General features: G+C 56.6%; 25 protein-coding genes. 17 read left to right on the plus strand and 8 right to left on the minus strand.

Features of this window, described 5'->3' with window-relative positions; all coding sequences use genetic code 11:
- Window positions 1–23 precede the first annotated feature (23 nt).
- Both IG193_RS08795 and IG193_RS09295 read left to right on the plus strand, forming a co-directional pair.
- Complete coding sequence (locus IG193_RS08795) at window positions 24–1016, plus strand: hypothetical protein (protein WP_192818800.1); 993 nt, start codon at window positions 24–26, stop codon at window positions 1014–1016.
- Window positions 1017–1386: 370 nt separating this feature from the next.
- Entirely contained in the window at window positions 1387–1680 is a 294-nt protein-coding gene (locus IG193_RS09295; protein ID WP_192819787.1) for an acylphosphatase, read from the plus strand.
- Between the two features lie 54 nt (window positions 1681–1734).
- Here the strand turns inward: IG193_RS09295 and IG193_RS08805 are convergent, their stop codons facing one another.
- Window positions 1735–2733, minus strand: coding sequence for an SPFH domain-containing protein (locus tag IG193_RS08805; RefSeq protein ID WP_192818801.1), 999 nt, complete (start codon window positions 2731–2733; stop codon window positions 1735–1737).
- 391 nt (window positions 2734–3124) lie between these two features.
- On the opposite strand from IG193_RS08805, the gene IG193_RS08810 reads away from it, so the two are divergent.
- The 3 genes from IG193_RS08810 to IG193_RS08820 all read left to right on the plus strand — a co-directional run bounded on the left by IG193_RS08810 (window position 3125) and on the right by IG193_RS08820 (window position 4150).
- Window positions 3125–3382, plus strand: coding sequence for a hypothetical protein (locus IG193_RS08810; protein ID WP_192818802.1), 258 nt, complete (start codon window positions 3125–3127; stop codon window positions 3380–3382).
- 136 nt (window positions 3383–3518) lie between these two features.
- Complete coding sequence (locus IG193_RS08815; protein ID WP_192818803.1) at window positions 3519–3764, plus strand: AbrB/MazE/SpoVT family DNA-binding domain-containing protein; 246 nt, start codon at window positions 3519–3521, stop codon at window positions 3762–3764.
- The gene (locus IG193_RS08820; RefSeq protein ID WP_192818804.1) at window positions 3761–4150 is read left to right on the plus strand and encodes a PIN domain-containing protein; all 390 of its coding nucleotides are present in this window, start codon (window positions 3761–3763) and stop codon (window positions 4148–4150) included. Before IG193_RS08815 ends, IG193_RS08820 begins: the two co-directional genes overlap by 4 nt.
- A 306-nt stretch (window positions 4151–4456) precedes the next feature.
- On the opposite strand, the gene IG193_RS08825 is transcribed toward IG193_RS08820, so the two are convergent.
- Window positions 4457–5506 carry a Rossmann-fold NAD(P)-binding domain-containing protein gene (locus IG193_RS08825; protein ID WP_192818805.1) on the minus strand — a complete coding sequence of 350 codons (1050 nt, stop codon included), beginning with the start codon at window positions 5504–5506 and terminating at the stop codon, window positions 4457–4459.
- Window positions 5507–5639: 133 nt separating this feature from the next.
- On the opposite strand from IG193_RS08825, the gene IG193_RS08830 reads away from it, so the two are divergent.
- Entirely contained in the window at window positions 5640–6065 is a 426-nt protein-coding gene (locus tag IG193_RS08830; RefSeq protein ID WP_192818806.1) for a hypothetical protein, read from the plus strand.
- 276 nt (window positions 6066–6341) lie between these two features.
- On the opposite strand, the gene IG193_RS08835 is transcribed toward IG193_RS08830, so the two are convergent.
- The 3 genes from IG193_RS08835 to IG193_RS08845 form a co-directional block, all read right to left on the minus strand.
- Window positions 6342–6992 (minus strand): hypothetical protein, encoded by a 651-nt coding sequence (locus IG193_RS08835; protein ID WP_192818807.1) that lies wholly within the window; start codon window positions 6990–6992, stop codon window positions 6342–6344.
- Between the two features lie 25 nt (window positions 6993–7017).
- On the minus strand, window positions 7018–8292 hold the full coding sequence (locus tag IG193_RS08840; RefSeq protein WP_192818808.1) for an ATP-binding protein: 1275 nt from the start codon (window positions 8290–8292) through the stop codon (window positions 7018–7020).
- Between the two features lie 115 nt (window positions 8293–8407).
- The gene (locus tag IG193_RS08845; RefSeq protein WP_192818809.1) at window positions 8408–8734 is read right to left on the minus strand and encodes a hypothetical protein; all 327 of its coding nucleotides are present in this window, start codon (window positions 8732–8734) and stop codon (window positions 8408–8410) included.
- Between the two features lie 355 nt (window positions 8735–9089).
- Between IG193_RS08845 and IG193_RS08850 the strand changes: the two genes are divergently transcribed.
- Genes IG193_RS08850 through IG193_RS08870 form a run of 5 tightly spaced genes read left to right on the plus strand, consistent with a single transcriptional unit; the run spans window position 9090 to window position 14956 of the window.
- On the plus strand, window positions 9090–11018 hold the full coding sequence (locus tag IG193_RS08850; protein ID WP_192818810.1) for an ABC transporter substrate-binding protein: 1929 nt from the start codon (window positions 9090–9092) through the stop codon (window positions 11016–11018).
- A 48-nt stretch (window positions 11019–11066) separates the two neighbouring features.
- Entirely contained in the window at window positions 11067–12077 is a 1011-nt protein-coding gene (locus IG193_RS08855) for an ABC transporter permease (RefSeq protein ID WP_192818811.1), read from the plus strand.
- Between the two features lie 4 nt (window positions 12078–12081).
- On the plus strand, window positions 12082–12990 hold the full coding sequence (locus IG193_RS08860) for an ABC transporter permease (RefSeq protein ID WP_192818812.1): 909 nt from the start codon (window positions 12082–12084) through the stop codon (window positions 12988–12990).
- Window positions 12991–13995 (plus strand): ABC transporter ATP-binding protein, encoded by a 1005-nt coding sequence (locus IG193_RS09215; protein ID WP_192818813.1) that lies wholly within the window; start codon window positions 12991–12993, stop codon window positions 13993–13995.
- Window positions 13979–14956: an ABC transporter ATP-binding protein gene (locus IG193_RS08870; protein WP_404813135.1), complete on the plus strand. Its 978-nt coding sequence runs from the start codon at window positions 13979–13981 to the stop codon at window positions 14954–14956. Before IG193_RS09215 ends, IG193_RS08870 begins: the two co-directional genes overlap by 17 nt.
- An 8-nt stretch (window positions 14957–14964) precedes the next feature.
- Here IG193_RS08870 and IG193_RS08875 read toward each other — a convergent pair whose 3' ends face one another.
- Together IG193_RS08875 and IG193_RS08880 are read right to left on the minus strand one after the other, a co-directional pair.
- Window positions 14965–15120 carry a hypothetical protein gene (locus IG193_RS08875; RefSeq protein WP_192818815.1) on the minus strand — a complete coding sequence of 52 codons (156 nt, stop codon included), beginning with the start codon at window positions 15118–15120 and terminating at the stop codon, window positions 14965–14967.
- 3 nt (window positions 15121–15123) lie between these two features.
- A complete protein-coding gene (locus IG193_RS08880) occupies window positions 15124–15324 on the minus strand; it encodes a cyclase family protein (protein WP_192818816.1) in 201 nt (66 codons plus the stop codon).
- A 342-nt stretch (window positions 15325–15666) separates the two neighbouring features.
- Here IG193_RS08880 and IG193_RS08885 point away from each other — a divergent pair, with 342 nt between their 5' ends.
- A complete protein-coding gene (locus IG193_RS08885; protein WP_225876090.1) occupies window positions 15667–16167 on the plus strand; it encodes a PD-(D/E)XK nuclease family protein in 501 nt (166 codons plus the stop codon).
- A 280-nt stretch (window positions 16168–16447) separates the two neighbouring features.
- Here the strand turns inward: IG193_RS08885 and IG193_RS08890 are convergent, their stop codons facing one another.
- The gene (locus IG193_RS08890) at window positions 16448–16966 is read right to left on the minus strand and encodes an HAD family hydrolase (protein WP_192818817.1); all 519 of its coding nucleotides are present in this window, start codon (window positions 16964–16966) and stop codon (window positions 16448–16450) included.
- A gap of 52 nt (window positions 16967–17018) precedes the next feature.
- Here IG193_RS08890 and IG193_RS08895 point away from each other — a divergent pair, with 52 nt between their 5' ends.
- The 5 genes from IG193_RS08895 to IG193_RS08915 are packed head-to-tail and all read left to right on the plus strand — an operon-like array spanning window position 17019 to window position 20823.
- The gene (locus tag IG193_RS08895) at window positions 17019–17552 is read left to right on the plus strand and encodes a hypothetical protein (protein ID WP_192818818.1); all 534 of its coding nucleotides are present in this window, start codon (window positions 17019–17021) and stop codon (window positions 17550–17552) included.
- Window positions 17530–18270, plus strand: coding sequence for a hypothetical protein (locus IG193_RS08900; RefSeq protein ID WP_192818819.1), 741 nt, complete (start codon window positions 17530–17532; stop codon window positions 18268–18270). Before IG193_RS08895 ends, IG193_RS08900 begins: the two co-directional genes overlap by 23 nt.
- Window positions 18261–18899, plus strand: coding sequence for an ATP-binding cassette domain-containing protein (locus IG193_RS08905; protein ID WP_192818820.1), 639 nt, complete (start codon window positions 18261–18263; stop codon window positions 18897–18899). Before IG193_RS08900 ends, IG193_RS08905 begins: the two co-directional genes overlap by 10 nt.
- Before the next feature lie 59 nt (window positions 18900–18958).
- Entirely contained in the window at window positions 18959–19411 is a 453-nt protein-coding gene (locus tag IG193_RS08910; RefSeq protein WP_192818821.1) for a hypothetical protein, read from the plus strand.
- Window positions 19396–20823, plus strand: a complete 1428-nt coding sequence (locus IG193_RS08915; RefSeq protein WP_192818822.1) for a hypothetical protein — start codon at window positions 19396–19398, stop codon at window positions 20821–20823. The genes IG193_RS08910 and IG193_RS08915 overlap by 16 nt, the downstream gene beginning before the upstream one ends.
- Window positions 20824–20827 lie beyond the last annotated feature (4 nt).

Here is a 20827-nt window from a genome sequence, read left to right on the forward strand (position 1 = left end):
TTTTTTTGTCTTCGGATTCGGTTATGGGCTTTAGGGTTGACGTTGAGAGACTACTTTACGCCCTTCCATACTCCAGGACTCTGCGCGAGCTCGCGAGAAACTCGAAGGTATCGCACACGGCGGCTAGGCGCATTGTAAGAGAGCTGTCCACAGAAGGCGCGTTCAGGTTCGTTCCGGACGACTCCTTCTACGGCTTGACTAGGCTCGTGGCGTTCGTGGACAGGGTGCCAAGGAGGCTCCCCTTCACCACCACGGGCGTGAGGTCGCTAGTGTCTCAGGAAGGCATGCACACGCTGGTGATGGCATACCTGCCCGAGGCGCTGGCGGGCAAGTACGTCGAGAGCCTCTCGGAGGAGGCCGGCGTGCTGGAGTGGTTTGTCACGAGGGACTACGTGGCGTGGCTGCCGAGGCCCGAGTTGAGGGGTGTGTCGCCCGGGGAGTTTGACGGCCTCGTTGACAGGGCCCCGGAGTACATACCGCCGAGGACGAACCTCAGGCCTCTCGCTGTCCCGGATCAGATAGACCTTGTGCTGCTGTGGGGCAAGCTGCTGATGGGGCCTTTCGCGAGGCCGACGGAGATATACAGCAGGGCTTCCCGGGAGGAGGGGCTACCCGCGGTGTCCAAGCAGGTGCTGAGCTACCACTACAGGGCCCACGTGCAGCCCGGCTGGAGGTACAGCACGTACTTCAAGTACATCAGTAGCGAGGAGCTGCCGTTCGTGGCGTACTACGTGAGGGGCAGGGAGGCCGAGAGGGTTGCCAGGGCGCTGGCGCTGCTACCGAACCTCGGGATGTCCCTGATAGGGGACGGGAGGGCGCTGTACATGGGGCAGTTGCAGTGCAGGTACCATACGCTGTTTGCGGAGATACCGCAGTCGTACGGCGTGGAGGCTACGCTGATGTTCATGAAGCTAGATCTTCGCCTCGACGTGCCCAGGCTATGGCGCCTGCTCGACGCCGAGCATAGGAAGTGGCGCTGGGTCGAGGAGAAGGTCGAGGTCAGGGCCAGGCACTAAAACACCAATATATTATTTTATTTCTTAGGTTATTTTTGCTACTCCCTGGCTCGGCCTGGCGCTCTCCTCGGGCTCTCTTGGGCCCTGGCGGCCTGGGCTCCGTCTTCCCGGGGGTCTTGGAGCGAAGGCACCCGTAGGCGCCACCTGGCTTATCGCCGTGCGGCTCAGCCCCTCGAGGCCACTACCTATGCTCCTCGGGCGGGTTGGAGAAGTCGAGGCCGGTGTCGCTGAGCGCTACTCTAGCCATGAAGGCGTAGGGAGAGAAGCTTTGCTCGGCCCTGGTGCTGGGTGTGGGGTGCCTGCTGTCTGCCGCTCTTCTCCCAGCGCGCTACGCTTATCAGCCCCGCTCTCCAGTTCTAGCCGGGTTCGTATGGGCTCGGGCGGGCAGGGGAACGTGAGAGCCCACGTCTACGTCTCGGGCTTCGTGCAGGGCGTGGGCTTCCGCTACTCGATGCTGAGGGTGGCGAGGGCCGCGGGCGTGAGGGGCTGGGTCAGGAACCTCAGGGACGGGAGGGTTGAGGCAGTGCTGGAGGGCCCCGAGGACGCCGTCATGAGGGTCATCGAGTGGGCCCGCAGGGGCCCTCCGGGGGCCTGGGTTGAGAGAGTCGAGGTCGTCTGGGAGCCCTACAGGGGCGAGTTCGAGGGCTTCGAGGTAGTGTACTAGCGACAGTACTACTGGGTAGTATTTTCCAGCTTTTCTCGCGTCTGTGTAGCCGTGCTAGGGCTTCTTCTGCCCGGGCTGTACTATTATGGGCGTGGCCTGTGCTCCGGGTACTGTCACTATCACGGTCGCCCCCGCTCTCGCGACCTCCTGTAGGCCCAGCATGTAGAGGTATATCCTCGCGAGTTCCGTGTCGTTGTACTGCGAGACTACGTAGTGGAGCGCCGCGCGGGTGGCGTTGGCCTTGAGGAGGAGGCTCTTGGCCTCGGCCTGCGCTACCGTGAGCGTGGCGTTGGCCTGGGCCTCGGCCTCCAGGACTCTCTTCGTGTAGTTCGCTCTGGCGAGCTCCTCTATCCTCTGCCTCTCGTACATCGCCCTTATCGCCTGCTGCTGGGCTGCTATTTTCTGGTTTATCGCGGAGGCTATCTCGGGCGGGAGGATGAAGTTCAGGATGTTCACCTCCAGGACCTTCACGCGCCCCGCGAGCTTGCCCTCCCTGCTCACTGCCTCCAGGTAGGCTGTCTGTATCCTCCTGGATATAACGTCCCGGTTCGTTATGAGCTCGTCCAGGCTGACCTTAGATATCTCGTCCCTGATTATCTGCCTCATGAGGGGCACCATGAGCCTGTCGTCGTAGTCGACGTTGGGGAAGTCGCGTACGAGCTGGTCGAACGTCGAGGGCTCCACCTGGTACCTCACGACGACCTCGACTGTGACGCTAACGCCGTCGCGCGTCAGCACTGTCGGCGGGACGTGCACCCACTGCTTGACGGCGGCCTCAGCCTGCGCGAACTCTATGGTCTCGACTGCCGTCGAGTCCTTGACGACGTACGCCCAGGGGGCCTTCAGGAAGACTGCGGGGCCCAGGATGGGCCTGGAGACCGTGCCGAAGAGCGGGTCGACGACTACAGCCACCTCGCTGACGCCGAGCGTCACGGTCGAGGCCGCGAGCACCAGCACTGCCACGCCCGTAGCGAGTAGGGCCGCTACGAGTAGCGCCAAAGGAGGCACGCGGGGCTTGCTACGTGCCTTAACCTTAATCCACTCCTCCCCCATCCCCGCACCCGCGTTAAGAGTGCTGTCTGCGCGCCTATATTTCTGTAGCGCCTGGCAGCGAGCCTCCGCGCCGCTACCCAGGTGGAGGCTCGGCTACACCAAAGTACTGAAGAGAGCGGTCTCCTCGTGTCGGCAGAGATTAATAGACCCCTATCCGCCTTCGCGGCGATTCCCGGCCCGATGAGGAAGTTGTAGGTCGGCAGTGCGCATGCGACGCTCTGAGGGTCTTGTACGTTAAGTAGCTCCTGTTCTTGAGAATGATTGACGCGTCTGCGATGTATTTTCGCCATAGGCGCTAGGCAGGTGCTCTGCCTACTAACCTTTTGCGGAGAGTTCCCGGCGAGCCCCGCGCCGTTTTTGCGCACACGTGGCGTACCCGGGTCATGGCGTCGTGGAGAATAGGAGCCGCCGTTATGAGGAGGTCGGTCTCGAAGGCGGTTCTAGAGCTGCCCGGGGTACGGGGGAGTCGCACGCCTGTGGCGCTCAGCGGGAGCCGGACAGGAACCCACTCGGGGTGGTAGCGCTCGGGGCTTTCGGGCCCATGCCCGGTTCCTTCAAGAGGTTTTTGAGGCCTACACGTGCGGTCACGAAGGCTTTAAGGCCTCGCGGGATCTGGAGGAGAGCTACTCTGCTCTGGTGCAGTGCGTAGCTGGAGCAGTTTGAGCGGACTTTAGCCTGTAAATCTGGGCTTTGGTTCAAGCCTCACGGGCCTCGGGCAGTCGCTCGGCGGGCTTTACTAGAGTGATAGGTAAGGTTAAAATACACTGTTTTACATTCTATTCAACGTGGGCAGGAGGAGCTACGTAAAGCTATCCTCAAAGGGGCAGATAGTCATCCCCGCGGAGATTAGGAGGGAGCTCGGCTTGACGGCCGGCGATAGGATTATCGTGGAGAGGGTGGGAGACGCGATACTCCTGCGGCCCGTCGTCAGGCTCTCGAAGCTGATGGGGGTCGACAGAATAGAGGGGGCGTCCGAGGAAGTCGAGAGGATGCGGGCGGAGTGGGACAGGGAGTTTGAGGGGCGCGCATGAAGTACCTCTTCGACACAAAGGCTCTCGTAGCTTTCTTCAACGGGGAGGAGGGGTGTGAGCGCGTCAGGGAGTTGCTGAGGGACGTGGAGGGCGGCGCCGCGGAGGGCTATGTGAGCGCAGTCACCCTGACGGAGCTGTACTACCTCTACGCGAGGAGGGCCGGGGCTGGCGTCGCCAGGAGGAGAGTAGAGCAAGTCCTCCTCTCGGACTTGAAGGTCATCCCGGTGGACGAGCACGTCGCCCTGAAAGCTGGGGAGTTCAAGTCCAGGTCTGTTCCGATCGCAGACGCCTTAATAGCGGCAAGCGCCTCTATCGTGGGTGCTAGGGTCGTGACGGACGACGAGCACTTCGAGAAGCTAGGCGTCGAGGTGGAGAAATTTAGGTAAGGAGGCGAGAAGTTAGGCCTCTCCGGCCAGCCTCTATTCTTGCACGGAGGCCAGCCGATCCTCCAGCATGCTAGCGCGGGAGACCGGGTGGGGGAAGGAAGACCCAGAGAACTGTGGCGCCGCGCGCCCTAACTCTAACCTACCCGCCCTCCGACTGCCGTTTCAGCCGCGTTCGCTGAAGCAGGGTCTTTGGGCCAAGTATCCTGGTGGCTTCAGCTGCGCGTCCAAGCCGGGCCCGGCAGCGCTGGGGTTCTAGAGCCACAACTCTACCGGTAAGAGGCGCCCTAAAGGGCGTTGCGGTTCCCACTACAGGAAGTACGATGCGTAGATGTTCTTCGGCCTCGCCGGCGTTGCCACGATCTTCACAGTTCTCCCCACGCCCTCTCTTAGCGCCAGCTCGTACACGAGCTTGTAGGCCACGAGGTCTTCCATCGCGAAGCCCACAGAGTCGAATAGCGTGACCTCCGACTGGCTTGTCCTGCCGGGCTTCAGCCCCAGGACTATCTCGCCGAGGTGCGCGTAGACTTTCTCCCTCGGCACTTGCTGGGCCTCGCCCTCGCGGAGCGCCTGGTCTGGGAAGTCTACTACGAGCTTAGCCCTCTCCACGAGGGCTTTCTCGAGCTCCACCTTGCCCGGGGAGTCGGAGCCGACAGCGTTCATGTGCGCCCCGTCCCGCACCCACGAGTTGTACACTACGGGAGGCGTCCCCGCGGGCTTGCAGGTCAGCGTCGTGAGGACGTCCGCCCTAGAAGCCACGACCTCCGGACCCGCCGGGGAGACGTCGAAGCTTATCCTAGACGCGGTGGAGGCGAAGTCCCTTAGGGCCTCGCTGTCCACGTCGTAGGCGTAGACTGCGGAGGGCTTCACGACCAGGGAGAGGGCGTGGAGGTGGGGGAGAGACTGGGCGCCTGTCCCTATGACGCCTAGGGCCTCGCTGTCCCTCCTCGCGAGGTACTTCGTCGCGAGGGCCGTCGCCGCGGCGGTGCGGAGGGCCGTGAGTATAGTCGACTCTGCGAGCATTAGCGGTAGCCCCGTCTCGCCGTCTACGAGGACGCCCAGGGCCATTATGGTCGACAGCCCGTACTCCCGCGGGTTGAGCGGGTGTGTGTTGACGACCTTCACCGCGAAGAACCTGGAGTCTGCGGCGGGCATGGACTCGACGGAGCCCTTCTCGAAGTAGAACTCGTGCCTCGCGGGAACCCTTATCTCGCCCCTAGCGAACAGCGCGAACCCCTCTTCAAGCCTGTGCATCATGAGCCTCAGGAACTCCTCGAGGCCCACGCGCTTGACCAGGCCGGCGACGTCTACCTCGTCTAGCAGGAGCGTCTCGACGCGCGGCCTGTCCCCAGAGGCCAAGCCCCAGCACCCACCGCATTCGAGCAGTAGGCATCTTAAGCTTACTGGAGCTGGAAGTGAAAAGTTTACAGCTGAAGGCCTGTGGGCTGTGTACATTTACCATATTTATAAGCCTAGGATGACTGTATGGCCCGTGGGGGAGTCTGAGAGGCGAGTCGACAGGCTCGACATCTTGGTTGGGTACATGGGCGGGGAGCGGAGGGACGTCCTCGAGAAGAAAGTTCTCGAAGCCTTCAGAGGGGCCCTCGAGGAGAAGGGGGTCGAGCCAAGTAGAGTGGAGAGGCTGAGGCTGAGGGACGAGGACGGTAGCCTAACGGGCGTCAGGGGCAGGGTTATCGACGTTGGCGTCCTTTCCGAGGGCGAGGAGGTATACGTTGTTAAGGCCAAGCCCTGGGCCGACGTAGAGCACGTGGAGTCGTTGCGCGTCGAGGCAGAGGCTGTCGGCAGGGCTCTGGGCAAGCGCGTGGCGGGGGTCTTCCTCGTGGCTGTCACGTGGACAGGGAGGCCTACGAGAGGGCTAGGGAGCTCGGAGTCGAGGTCGTCTGCGGCCACGTGGTAGAGTAGCTGCCCCCGTCTCCAGGGTAGACCCCCGTGCTATTGTATATATAATTACGATTTAATTGTGCAGTTTCTCTGGACTTCCTCTATTCCCAGAACTCTCGAGGTACTGACCCGCTCACAGCTGTCCTAGAGTGCCGCGGAGCCCGTTGTAACTGTTACTCTTCCCGCGCGTGGCAGGATCCCTGTAGCCTGTGAATAACGGTGTTATTACTAAATAAACCATTATTATAATTGAAGCAACCCTTGTTATTTTTGATAAGCATAATGTTATTGTCTAAGATAACGTGGTTGTACTATGCTCCCGCGAGGCCTCCGCCGCCTGCCACCAACCCGCGCCCCCTTCCTCCACGCAGAAGACGTATGACCCTCTTACATCGAGCTTTAGCCCGCTCCCCTTAATCCTCTCGTTAACCTCCTCTACCGCCTTGTTCACGTCCTCAGCTCTCCTCAACCGCCTGCCGAACACCCTCGCTAGTGACGGGGCTTTTGTCCAGTCAGTCCTGGTCTTCCCGTTTAGCTTTCTGCAGTCCTCCCTCACGAGGTTGTAGACAGTGACGTCATATTGCTGGGTGCGCGTAGAGGGCGAGATAATGCTGGTGAGTTGCCGGGTCGCAACTGTGGCTATCCGCTTGAGCAGGAGGCCTTTCAGGTCTATCCGCTGGCGTATCATAAGAGGCCCGAAGAGTGGCCGCTCGGTTTCCTCGCCCTTTATAGTCTCCTCTGCCCTATATAGGGCATCGTAGATTGTATCTAGCTCTGGGACTACGATCGGGACAAGCAAGGCTTCTTTAAGTGTAATGCGGGGCTGTTTGCTCGACACGACGACGTATACTAGCTTATACTCCTTGGACTTCTCGCCCATTTTGACAACGTCCTCGAGGTCAGCTCTCGCTCTTCCAAGCTGTGTGGGGTCTCCTGTAACCATAGGCCCGGCTTCTAAGGTTGGGGGCCTAGAGGTTGCCTGCTCTCAGGGCTTTCTCGCTCGCCCTCCTCGAGGCCTCGACTAGGTCTTCGGGCCCGTACGCCTCGTCGAGCCACGCCGCCTCCGGCCTCTCGGTTAGGCTGACGGCCCCGAACTTCGGCACGCCTAGCTTCCTGGCCAGCTCTGCGCCCCTCCTCGCCTCGGCCTCCGTCACTGCTCCGACTTTCACTTCGTAGGCTATGGCTGGCGCCCCGGAAGCGTCGAGGAGGACTACGTCCAGGTCTCCCTCCGGGGTCACGGTGTACGCCTGCCTGAGCCCCTTGTACTCGGCTAGTACCTCGCCTACCGCGAACTGCGCCTCCAACGCGAACCTGGCCTTCAGGTCTTCTGGCCGTGGCTGTAGCCCGGCGGAGAGGTACTTCTCGTCCGCGTAGAGTAGGAGCGAGACAGCGGGGCTTGCGAGCCTGTAGTAGCTCTTCGCGCCCCGCGTCCTCCAGAGCCTGATTCCCTCGACGAGCCCCATGCCCTCAAGGACTCCCAGCAGGCCTGTGACAGTGCTAGGCGCGGGGCTCGAAACTAGGCCCGCGCTGTAGAGTCTCTGCGATACGGCGCTGAGCCTCCACTCGCCGGACGCTAGCGCTCTGAGCGTGGCCTCGTAGGCCCTAGTGAGGCTCCTCTCCTCCTCCATGAACACCTCGCCTACGAGCCCCCCGGCGGCCATCGAGAGGGGCTCGGCCTTGAGGGCCAGGTCTTCCCAGGGCTTCCTCGAGAAGTCCAAGTGCGGGATGAGCCACGGATCCCTGGCGACGACGGCCCACAGGACAGCGTCGCGCGGGCCCATGTGCCTCGAGAGCGAGGCTACAGTGTCGGACATGCTGGCCACTCTGACGGGGAGGGGCGCGAGGAGGCCCAGGAGGGGGCTCCGGGAGTCGAACACCTTTCTCGAGACCCCGAGGCTCGAGCCGCAGAGCACGAGCCTGCCTTTGGCCTCCTGGTAGGCGACTGCCACTAGATCCCAGTACTTCTCCGGGAGCCTCTGGAACTCGTCCAGCACGGCTAGAGCCTCCTCGCCTCTCACCCTTGCGGTGACGGCCTTCAGGCAGTCTGCTAGAGGTAGAGTGTCCACGCCCCCGCTACTCTCAACTATGCACTCACCTCCCCTCGTCACAGTAACGTACATGTCCCAGTCGAGGCACCTCCTCAATAGCCACGTCTTCCCGGTCTTGCGCCTGCCGTATACCAGTAGCCAGCCCTCGGTCGCTCTAAGCCAGCTACACTCCCTCCGGGCAATTTCTATCACCATGGTGATATCACTGTAATGATATTGCAGATATAATAAATCTTTTTCCAGCACGGCTACTGCAACCCGGCTAGCCTGTTTACAACTGAAAGCCTCGCCCTTCAGGGCGGGGAGGACGTCAGTCTCGCGCAAGCCCGAAGGGTGTGGGTCTCGATAGGCCGTAGCGGGGGGAGATCACTATGTCCGTGAGCACTTCCCTGGACTCGACGTCCCCCGCTACCACTTTAACAAAGGCCCTCCTCGTGTAGTACCACGCCCTGAGCGGTCCTCCAGCAGTCTCCAGCGTCACCTCGAACGACCCTTCGGGGGGCCAGAGGCCCAGCTCTTTGGCGACGTCGATTGGGATCAGGAGTTGCGGGAAGGGGGCCTCATAACCGCTGTTCAGGAGGGCCACGAGCTCCACTTCCCTCTCTGTCCTCACTCTTATCCTCAGCCTTACCGGCATCTCCAGCTACCCTTATCCTGCCCACTTTGACGGGCAGCTTGAACCTTATCCTCCCGACGAAGACCCTCACGTGGAGAAAAAGCCTGGAGTGGCTTAAAAAGGTTATCGGAGAGCCCCCGAGACCCCCCCTCCACCTCTATCTCCTCAATTCTCCTAATAAATGTGGGGACAGTGAACGCCACGACAGATGCGGGGAAGAAGGTGTAAGGGCATAAGTCCAAAATCCGTTATTGCAGGCCCTCTGCGGCAGCACTTCTAGCCAGGTTGAACGGGTCAAGAGAAGCAACTTCACCTTTAGTAATAAAAAATCTTAAAGAGCAATTTTTATATAGGCGTTTTTTCTAAAATATGTATTATGGGCGAGAAAAAGCCCGAAGAAAAGCCCAGAGCGAGGCCTAAAGCTCTATATATCGCTGCCGCTATTATCGTGGTAATCGTTTTAGCCGCTCTAGCTTATATCCTAACGCTTCCTAAAGCCCCTCAAGTTGCATGGCAATTACCTCTCCCCCCTGATGCCAGGAGAGGGGACGTGTTGGTTATAGAGAATCACCACGGCACGCACGCAGATCCCCAGAACTTCAACCGTCTGGTTCCTGGCAGACCTGGATGGGGTGCTACTGGTTATAGCCAGGTTTGCGCAGGCGCCCTCTGGTATATAAACACTACGAATTCAGAACTTATTAGCTGGTTGGCTGCAGGTCCTCCGGAATACTCTCCAGACTATAGGGAGGTGACTATCTACCTGAGGAAAGGTATTACCTGGAGTGACGGAGTCCCATTCACTGCTGATGATGTAGTGTTCCACATAAACTTGATCAGGAATACACAAGGTCTTTTCGGTAATGCCATCTTCAAGAAGTGGGTTGCTGATGTTTCGAAGGTTGACGACTATACCGTCAAAGTCAAGCTCACTGAGCCTAACCCAAGGTTCCACCTATTCTTGACGGTGGTAATCTACGGATCTCCTTATAATGGTATAGTACCGAAACACATATGGGAGAAGGAAGACCCCCTCAAGTTCAAGTTTTACCCGCCAGTCTGCCTAGGACCGTATGTACTGAAACAAGTGGATCCGGGGGGTAACTGGTTCCTATGGGAGAGGAATGAGAACTGGTGGGGTACGAGGCTTTATGGCATGAAACCGGCTCCCAAGTACGTGCTATTCATACACCACGGGCCTGAAGATAAGAAGGCTTTAGCTATGTCGAGACACGAACTCGATGCTATAAGAACCTTCCTGCCGGAAAACTTCCAGGTAGTGTGGCAGAACAACAAGTATATAGGTGGATGGAGGAAGGAGCCGCCCTTTGCCTGGCTCTTCGACGCTTGTGTTAAAGGCATAGCCTTTAATCTCCAGAGGTATCCCTACAACATAACTGAGGTCAGACTTGCTTTAAGGCATGTAATAAACTTCAAGGCTATATATGAGGCCTTCGAGGGACCTGACGGATCTCTGCCTTCAGTGGCAGCTCTACCTGTTGTACCAACCCCCCTGGCTGTCAAACTATATTACGAACCACTTGAAAGTGAGCTAGTTAAACTGGGTTATGATCCAAGTATAAAGTGGTGGAAATATGACCCTGAGAAGGCTGCCCGGCTTCTTGAAAGTGTAGGATTTAAGAAGGGGCCTGACGGTAAATGGCGCCTACCCAACGGCGAGAAATGGGTTATAAACATAATAGCCCCGAGTGGCTTTGAAATGGAGAGCCAGAGGATAGCCTTCTTAGTTGCCGACCAGTGGAAAGCTTTTGACATAGAAGTTAACGTTAACCCAGTTGAAACTGGAGTATTCTCGCCTTCATGGAGCAGAGGCACATTCGACGTGGGAGCATTCTGGCCCGGCTGCTCACTCCTGGCAGACTTAACGCCCCATATACAATGGTGGCACAGCAAGTACTTTGACCCCTCTGCACCAAGCATTGGGTGGGCTGGCTACTCCTTCCCAAAGAGAGATTTATTGAACAGCATAATAGACGAGATGGAGCGAACGCCTTCAGGAGACCCCAAGATCTACGAGCTGGGCCGAGAAGCTCTATTGATATGGGCTGAGCAGGCGCCATGGATAGGTTTCTTCCCAACACCGTTCTATACTTTAAACGACAATTACGTGTGGACAAACTGGCCTCACTACCCCGATAACTACTACATGGATCCAGTCTACTGGTGGGCTCAAATGCAGTTTATAATACTCCAGCTTAAACCAACAGGCAACGTTGAGAGGCTAGATAAGACTATGCCGGGAAAGCCTCCTGTGCTACCCATTGAGATTCCCAAAAAGCCCTAAATAACTTAGGCAAAAATGAGGTTCTTTTTTCTTTGTTGGTAGGTGTTGATGTCTGGAGAGGGTCTCCTAAGATTTGCCTTAATAAGGGTAGTGTACTTCTTTGCAACTATATTTACGGCATTTAGCCTAACTTACCTACTCCTTAGGCTTATGCCTGTTAATGCCGTGGAGAACGTAATTACCCAAATCACTGCCCAAGGTATGATCTACGATCCTGAGGCTTTAAATATCCTAAGGAGACAACTCTACGAAATCTTCGGGCTTGTAGGATCTCCCTGGGAGCAATACCTCAGGTATCTTAGGGGCGTCTTCACACTCGATTTTGGCCCCTCAATACTAGCCTTCCCGACTCCAGCCAAGAGTCTCGTGGTCAGGTATCTTCCGTGGACTATTGGACTGCTCTTCTTCACGACTATTATCTCATGGGTCATTGGAAACTTACTGGGCATGTTGTCAGCGCTTAAGGAGGAGTCCATACTCTCAAAGATCCTCCAGGGAGTAGCTGTAACTCTCTACCCCATACCCTATTATGTAATGGCTCTAGTCCTCATATTTTTACTAGCCTATTTAATCCCTATTTTCCCGCTTAGTGGGTCTTCTATTTACATGGAGAGGCTGGATCTAGGCACAGTGCTCAGTATTCTCCGTGCAGCGACACTCCCTGCTCTCTCAATAGTGATAGTAAGTGCATTAGGCTGGTGGTTTCTCAGCTCTAGGACTCTAACTCTGAGAGTTAAAGCAGAGGATTATGTAGAGCAAGCTTACCTGAGAGGTCTTCCCGAGGGACTAATCGTGAAGAAGTATATTATGAGGAATATATTACTCCCACAAGTGACTGCTCTGGGATTAGCCTTAGGTACTATCTTCAGCGGAGCCGTAATAACAGAGGCCATTTTCGCTTACCCGGGTCTTGGCCTCCTTCTTTTTAGAGCAATAAGTACAGGCGATTACTCTACGGCTCTGAGTATCGTAAGTCTCTCTATATATGGGGTTGCTCTCGGAACTCTTATCCTCGACCTTATCTATCCTCTCATAGACCCTAGAGTAGGACACAGGTGAGAACATGAGAAAGCAGCCTCTCTTGACAAGAATAGGTGAACTTTTTAAGCCCCTTGTAAGATATACTCTTCTTCTTTATAAATTCAACCTTAAATTCAGGGTAGGTCTATTAACTCTGACGGCGCTCATACTCTTTGGCGCGATCTCCGTTGCGACACCGCCGCATCACTGGAAATGGTTTGTGCTTCCTAAGGATCAACCCCCCTCTCTTTCAAGTATAGACGTTATCATGGGTACTACGACCAATGGGAGGAGCGTCTTCTGGGCCTCAACAAATGCTGTACTCAATTCTCTAGTCATAGCTATTCTCACTGCCTTGATAGCATCTCATGTGGGACTCTTCATAGGGCTTGTTGCGGGGTACCGGGGAGGTCTTATTGATAGGACTCTAATGTTCATAACGGATTCTTTTGTGGTTATACCCCAGCTACCGTTGCTCATACTACTAGCAATGCTCCTTAGGGATATTCTCACAATACCCTTCATGGCTCTCCTTATATCAGTGAGTTCATGGCCTTGGCCGGCTAGGCAGGTGAGAGCCATGGTAATTAGCTTGAGGGAGAGAGAGTTTGTGTCTACAGCTATTCTCACGGGGATACCAGAATGGCAGGTTATCTTGAAAGAAATAATGCCGCACCTGCTGGGATGGCATTTAATTAATGCCACTAATACGGTACTCTATGCAATAGGTGCTGAAGTAGGTCTTTCAGTTTTAGGCCTCTCAATACTGTCTATAGATACTCTAGGGACAATGATATACTGGTCTATGATAGGCTACCCATCGCTCTTTAGGGGAGTTTGGTGGTGGCCTCTTCCACCTATAATTCTCACAATAGTTGTCTTTGTAAGCCTATATCTTGTCTCAACAGCAATAGCTGAGAGTATAGAATCTAAGCGGGGGGTGATCTCTTAAATGGCTGGTGGAGAATGGATTATGCGTCTCGAAGGGATTAGGGGCGGCTACTTGACGGGCTCTTTTTGGGAAGACTTTCTTGAGACCGTGAGCGGAGTTAACCTAGATATCTTCGAGAATGAGATTCTGGGGATTGCAGGGGAATCCGGGTGTGGAAAAACAACACTGCTCAGGATCATGTACGGCCACGTGGTAAAGCCGTTAGTGTTGAGGTCTGGTAGGGTTCTCTTGAGGGGAGAGAATGGAGTCTACGACTTGGCCTCGGTAGACTTGGAGGAGAGAAGGAAGCTCTGGTGGAGAGTGGTGGGCTATATACCCCAGAATTCCATGAACATGCTTAATCCTGTAGAAAGAGTAAGGGATCACTTCCTGGAGATCTTGAAGCACCATGCAGGCATGGGAGAGAGGGAAGCTACCTCTGTTGCCACTAGATATGTTGAAGAGGTGGGGCTCTCGCGGGATGTGTTGAATGCATACCCTCACCAGCTTAGCGGAGGTATGAGGCAGAGGGTTGTTATAGCTCTCTCCCTCATGCTTAAGCCAAAGCTTGTATTAGCCGATGAGCCTACAACAGGGCTTGATGTTGTAGTTCAAAGGGGGGTTCTCCAGACGCTTACCGAGAAGGTGAGGAGTTACGGTAGCAGCCTAGTAATTGTGAGCCATGATATTGGGATGCACACTATGGTAACTGACAGAATAGCTATCATGTATGCAGGTAAGGTCGTTGAGGTAGGTAAGACAGTAGAAGTTATTAGAGAACCCCTCCACCCCTACACTAGAGCGCTCATCGAATCGCTCCCAAAGATAGGGGACAAGAGGCTCAGGAAGGGTCTCCCGGGCATGCCGCCAGATTTTAAAAATCCTCCTAGTGGGTGTAGGTTCCACCCGAGGTGCCCTCTAGCAATGGATATATGTAAAGATAAAGAGCCACCGCTGGTTTCTCTTGGAAGTGGAAGGCTCGTAGCCTGTTGGCTCTATGGAGAAGGGGGTGTTGGAGTTGGCTGAGCTTCTCAGGCTTGAAAACGTGGAAAAGACGTTCAAGTATGGAATAGTCTTTGGCTTCAAGTTCAAAGCCCTCGACAGGGTAAGCCTTCAACTCGGCCAGAAGCCTACAATCTACGCGCTGGCTGGAGAGAGTGGCTCAGGTAAAACTACGTTGGCTAGAGTTATCCTCAGAATGTTAAAGCCTGATTCAGGAAGAGTTCTCTACAAAGGGAGAGAAGTGTACAGCCTTAGGGGCAATGAGCTTAAATGGTTTAGGTCGGAGGTCCAGGCAGTATTTCAGAACCCATACGCATCATTCAATCCTCTCAGGAGAGTCTACTCCTACCTCCTCGATACAGCCATGCAACTAGGCGGAGTTAGAGATGAGAGGGAAGCTGAGGAACTCATAGAGAAGACTCTGCTCTCGGTCGGGCTTAATCCAGAGGATGTGAAAGGTAAGTATCCTTCTCAGTTCTCTGGTGGCCAGCTACAGAGAGTTGCTATAGCTAGAACCCTCATATCCAGGCCTAAGCTCATAGTAGCCGATGAACCTGTATCAATGTTAGATGCTTCTCTGAGAGCTAGCATCCTCGAGATATTCAAGAGGCTTAAGGAGAATATGGGGATCTCCTTCCTCTACATAACCCACGACCTATCTACAGCCTACTATATAAGCGATGAGATAACCATAATGCTTAGAGGCTGGATTATTGAGAAGGGTCCTGTAGAGAAGGTTCTAGGCGAGCCCCTCCACCCCTACACGACTGCCCTCCTAGAGTCACTCGCAGAGCCAGATCTAGAGAAGAGGGCTAAGTGGCTCAACAGAGTAGAACTAGGAGGTATTGAGGAGAAAGAGTTCGTGGCCGGCGGGTGCAGGTATAGGCACAGGTGCCCTCTGGCATTCGAGAAGTGCTCCCAGGAGCCTCCTATGGTTTTCGTTAAAGATAGAGGTGTGTATGTTAAGTGTTGGCTCTACGCGTAGCGACAAGGTCACTCTACGGCGGCTGGTCTATACTGGGTGCGTCTGTGCCCACAGTGTTCACTCCCTTGTCGGCTAGTAGCCTGGACGCGCCCCTCCCCGAGCCCTGGGTGGTCGAACCAGTCTGGCTTCCCGGCCTTGGAGTCGTAGCCCGTCAGGAAGAGCACGACCTATCCTGGGCCCAGCTCGTCCAGAACTCCGGCAAGCCTCTCCTCGAGGACTCCGACTCCTATTTCGGCCCTCTGCGGCAGATCCTGCACGTCCACCACGACCCACGTCCCCGTGAACCTCTCGAGCGGCACGGCGTCGATTGTCTCGGCGTTCTCCACGAAGTGGGCTGGCGAGTCGACGTGAGTCGAGGTGTGCTCCATGAGCTGTAGGAGGTTAGGGTAGTAGCCGTTCCCGCGTGTAGTGATCCACGTGTAGACGATAGGGGTGGGTATCCCGGGAAGACGGGAGTCCCCGTTCTGATCTCCATCGTGGGGTCTACAATCTTCCTGGGCGTAATGTAGTAAGCTCTTCGGGTATTATAAGCTTGCGGAGGCTTGAACTGGGATGTTGAGGTGAAGTGGGCTGTCCTGTAGTCAGGCTTATAAGCTGAGCGGTGGCTGTTAATCGTAGTGATGCTGAGTAGAGAGGCCCTGAAGGCGGAGATCCTCAGGCTACTCTAGGAGGACAGGGAGTTCCGGTACGCCGTAGCCGGCTTGGTAGGAGTGAAGGAGATTCTCGATAGGCTCGAGGAAAACACGCAGGTGACCAAGGCCCTCCAGGAGCAAGTGGCCGAGCACTCGAGGGTGATAGCCGAGCACACCAGAGCCATACGGGATCTTTACAGGCTAGTCTCCGCGCTGGGCGCTAGGTGGGGTTTGCTCAGCGAGGAGGCTTTCCGGCTGGCGATGGCTGACCTCCTGCAAGGCTTCGGCGGGAGAGTCGAGGAGTGGGTCTCATACAACGAGGAGGGCCTCGTCTACGGGCAACCCTCCCCCGTCGAGGTAGACCTCGTAGTCAGGGACGGGGAGCACATACTCGTAGAAGTGAAGTCTAGTGTCTCGCGGGGCGACGTGTACGAGTTCTGGCGCGTCGCCCAGTTCTACGAGAGGAAGACTGGCATAAAGCCCAGGCTTGTCATAGTCTCACCCTCTGTCGACAGCAGGGCCCAGCAAGCCGCCGAGAGGCTGGGAATCAAGGTGCTGTCTGGGGCGGAGGGCGTGTAGTCTCTCCTTCCTAGCTCTCGGACTAAGCCCAGCTATGTGTGTAGCGAAGTGCCGTTCCTGTTTCCAGTTCCTGGGGGCGTGCCTCTACCTCAGCAAACAGCTTATGCTTCATCCCTGTACGGTCAGGGGCCGTAGGTTCATCACTGTATATCTAGCGGTAGGAGGGCTCTTATTTCTTTACCGGAGGAGAAAAGCTAAATCCCTCCAATACTCTCTAATTCCTGGCGATGAGGCCTGGGGACCTCACTGAGGAGTGATGAGGCCGATTTGTGCCGATATGCTAGGGGACTAGCTCGTAGGAGTCCCCGCGGTGCAGGAAGAGCCTCGCGCCGGGGTGCAGCCTCCTCGCGGCCTCGAGCACGCCTGGCTCGTCGTCGTGGACTTCGGCGACATCGGGTATCCTCGCGAGCACGCTTGCCTTGAACTCGACGTCCCTCCTCCTGTCGCCCCTCGGCCTCATGCTCAGTATGACCTTCTCGACTGGGACGCCGAAGCCCGAGAGCTCCCGTAGGGTCACCCTGTAGAGCCTGTACGGCCTGCCGGTCAGCACGAGCACGACGCCCCTCCCCAACCTGTCAAGCAGTAGCCTGATCCCGACCTCGCGCGGCCTGTCTAGCGCGAGGAGCTCCTCCGACAGGAACAACTCCCAGAACCTCTGCCTGGCCCAGGGCTCGAGCTCGTCCGGGGAGGACGCGCCCCTAGCCCCGACTCTCTCGAGGGCCTCCCGTAGGCGCTCGCTCGCGTCCACTAGGACGCCGTCCACGTCGAAGACATACACCCTGCCCGGCGGGAGCAACATACAGTACCAGACCCTCCACCAGGTATTTAATCTGGCGTGGAGTAGGTATCACGTGGCGGGGAGGCTAATAGCGGCAAACGTGGCCCTCCTTACCCTGTTGTTTGTGATCCTCTCCTTCATCCACGACATCTACTACCCAGAGGCCCCCCGCGGCGCAAGCACCGCAAGCCATGGTGCTACGCCCATCAACGGGAGCCTCGAGATTGAGGACGTGGAGTACGCGCTCCTCCAGGTCAACGACACGTACCAGGCGCACTTCCTGCTACAGGACTGCTCGGCTGAACGGGCAGTCGTCAACTTTACAGCAGTGCACGTCTTGACGGGGGAGGAGTACGCCGCCGCGTACGTCGTCAGGGGGAACGCCTGGAGCACCCCCGTATTCAGGGCCGGCAGGAGCGGCGTCTACAGGCTTCAGGCTAGAGTCGCGCTCGAGGGGGTCTCGGGCGGCCCCTGCGACGTCACGGTCAGGCACCTCACTAACCAGTCTCGTAGGGAGGCGTACCTCGGGAGCTACGTGCAGCTAGCCTTACTGATCGCCTCTACCATACTCGTGGTGGACTCCTATGCCCTACTCAGGCGCAAGTAGGAAGCTAGAGCTCCTGAAGTGGTACCTCAACTACCTCTACGCCTGGTCCACGCTCTTCGCGATGTTCGCGGTCTACGTGCACCTGTACAACAGGTTTAAAACGGACGTGGGCTACTCGGGCTGTGTCTGGTGCATACTGCTCGAAGCGTCTACGAGCCCGGCAGAGTACTTCCTCTTCATAATACACGTCATACTCTTAACTGCCGTCTACTTCGGCTACGACGCGGAAGAGGGTTTCGAGTACGTGAGGTACCTGGCGGGCACCGGGAGGGCTGCGGCTCTCGCCCTGAAACTAGCCCTGGTAGGCTTCGCGTGCTCTACACCGCTCATAGCGGCTAAGGTCTTCATGGGCATAGTATGGGAGCCCTACGCGGCAACGATCCCGGTAGAGATGCTGGAGCAAGTCGCGGGCCTGGCTTTAAAGCTGTTCTTCTTCTCGGTGTACATATCCTCCTTCGCCGCACTAGTGGCGCAAGTTTTGAGGAAGACGTCCTACACTATCTGGGCCCTCTCGACGTACTTCTACGTCTTCGAGACTATAAACCCCTACCAGCCGTGGTCCCCCCTAAACGCACCCTACATGTACTACGTCGTTGTGTTGCCACAGTCCTCTATAGCCGAAGTAATACAGCAATTCTTCCCGAACGTCCTCGTCTTCATGCTCGCCCTCGCCGCGCTCTACGTCGTGTACTCGAGGGGTGAGGTGAAGTGGAGGTAGTCGTGGCCGAGCACCTCTGGAAGAGGTTTGGGCCGACAGTGGCGCTCAGAGACGTCTCGCTGAGAGTCGAGGAGGGGGTCTACTTGCTCCTGGGCCCGAACGGATCCGGGAAGTCCACAATGCTTAAACTCGTAGTCGGCTTCTTGAAGCCCACGCGTGGACGCATAACAGTCCTCGGGTACACCCCGTGGCGCGACTACACGAGGCTGGGGGAGAGGGTCGCGTACGCCTTCGAGGGGATGCCGCTCCCCTGGTGGATGACGGGGAGGGAGTTCGTCGAGGGCTACTGCAGGCTGAGGGGCTGCGACGACGAGATGCTGGCGCAGGCATGCGGGAGGCTCGGAGTGCTGGACTACTGGGATAGGCCGATCTTCGGCTACTCCAGCGGGATGAAGAAGAAACTCCTACTCCTCATGGCGCTCGCCGCAAGAGCAGACCTATACGTCCTGGACGAGCCCTTCACGCTCCTCGACAGGAAGTCTCTGGAGGAGACATGCAGCCTCATAGCACAGCTCCCGGGCAAGGCCACATTAATCGCGACCCACATCATACCCGACCCCGTGAAGGAAACGAAGCCCTCCGTGATCGAGTTCTACGAGGGGACAATCACTAACGTCAGGAGGGAGTAGCCCTACTAAGGTGCGACTCTATTGGAGGAAAAATAAATAAGATGTTAGTACAATAGCATGTGACGGGAGTGCCGGGGCAGAGGCTCGTGATCTCAGTACTCGCGCTACTAATGTTCTCGGCCGCGGCCTTCGCAACGACGTGCAGTAGGGGCGTTGAAACATGGTCTGCCATACTCTCAGCACACGCATCAATAACTGGTAGCAGCCCCTACTCTGCGACAGGCTACGCTGCGGGCGTCGCCCGTGGAACTGATCTTGGGTGTATACTATGTCCTCTGCTTCGCGCTAATTTTGCAATAATTACTTTGGGATCTGAGTTTGAAAGACCTCGGGATTCGTGGGGTCTTTTGTGTCCAGGGCACCAAGCGCGGTGGAGCTCTACAGGGGCTATTGGTAGCTGGGTCTATGCTTACACTTACACTCCTTGTGGCAATAAGGGGGTAGAAGTCACGGCATTCCTCTCGGGGTATTGTGCCACGTCGGTGGGCGTTGAGCAGTGTACTGGAGGCTAACTCTACTCGCTCTTTTTCTCCTCTTTCTCCTCGCCTACAGCAGTGCTGTAGCGGTTCCGAGCGGCAGCTACATGGTGTACAGGATCGACGCTCAAGAGAGTGGGTCTGGAGTACCACCTTTCGTGGGCGAAGAGGCCGTAGCTATAATCTCCAGGAACAACCCCAGAATCAAGTTGCTAGTACAACTAAGCAACTTCACTGATGGGTCGCACGAACAAGTCTGCTACATTGGGGCGGGGGGCGGCGAGATTAGAATTCATGTCCTGAGCGCTAACTCTAGCTTCTATACTGTGCAGTACGCGTTTATACTCTACAATGCTACACTCGCGTGTAAGCACGAAGCTCAAAGTCTAGGCCTCTTCAGGGGGGTTGAGTGGGTACATGAAGGCAACTACCTGGTAGCACAGCCTAGAGCTTTGAATATCACGAGGTTACGCTACGTGTCTGCGCGGGACAACGGCGTCTACGATGAGGGCGGGAACCTGCTGGGGGAGTGGCTCTTCTGGCTACCAGAGGCAACGCTAAAGCAAGGCTACACCTTAGTCCTCGCGCACTTACACCCAGCTAAGATCTCTCCGGAGTTGAGCCTAGAGGGCTGTGGAGTGGCTGTCCTGCTGGGGGTGAACTTCTCCAAGGCAGTGAAAGGCCCCGGATACAGGGTTGGCAATGTAGTCATCCCGCCCACGAGCCTAGTCCAGGGCAGCACGGTGCGGTACGGCTTGCTCTACTCGCACGTAAAGTGCGAGGACAGGGCCTCAAGGGACTACGTTCTCTCACTCTACAGGACATACGTCTCTCCACCTCCAGAGCTCAAGGAACACGTCGCGGATAACAGTATCTGGACAATCAACACGGCTATGACGTCTTTTAACGTGAGCGGCGCCGAGCGGAAGCCATGGAGGCTAGTGCCTAGTGAAACCACTACGAATGTCTCGGGGGTTAGGTGCGTAATTACAACCAAGGGGGCTGATGTAGAGCTCTCCGGGAGGCTATTCCTGGTGCCTCCTCTCCTCTACTCCTATGAGGCGCTCTGGGACAGGAGTACCGGCGTACTGGTCGAGCTGTCCCAAGAACTCACTGAATTCCTGTTTAGTAGCGAGACCCCGGCAGTACTCTCGGAGTACCTCGGCTTTGAAGGAAAAGACGCCATCTACACTCTACTCTGCTTAAACTGCTACCTCTCCGTCAGGCTCGTAGATACAAATGTCTTGAAGCCTCCGAGCTACCTGGGCTCTCCAGGGAGGCCTGACACGCGCGTGGAGACGGCCTTCACGGCACTCATACTAGTAGGTGTCTTAGCCTGTGCCACGGGTGCTATGGGGTACGCTAGGAGTATCCTGAAACAAGTGAGGACTAGGCATTGGATCAGCGTAGCTAGAGCACGAGAGAGAGTTGCAGGAGCAGAGAACTAGTCCT

This window comes from Infirmifilum lucidum (genome assembly GCF_014876775.1).
Classification (GTDB): domain Archaea; phylum Thermoproteota; class Thermoprotei; order Thermofilales; family Thermofilaceae; genus Thermofilum; species Thermofilum lucidum.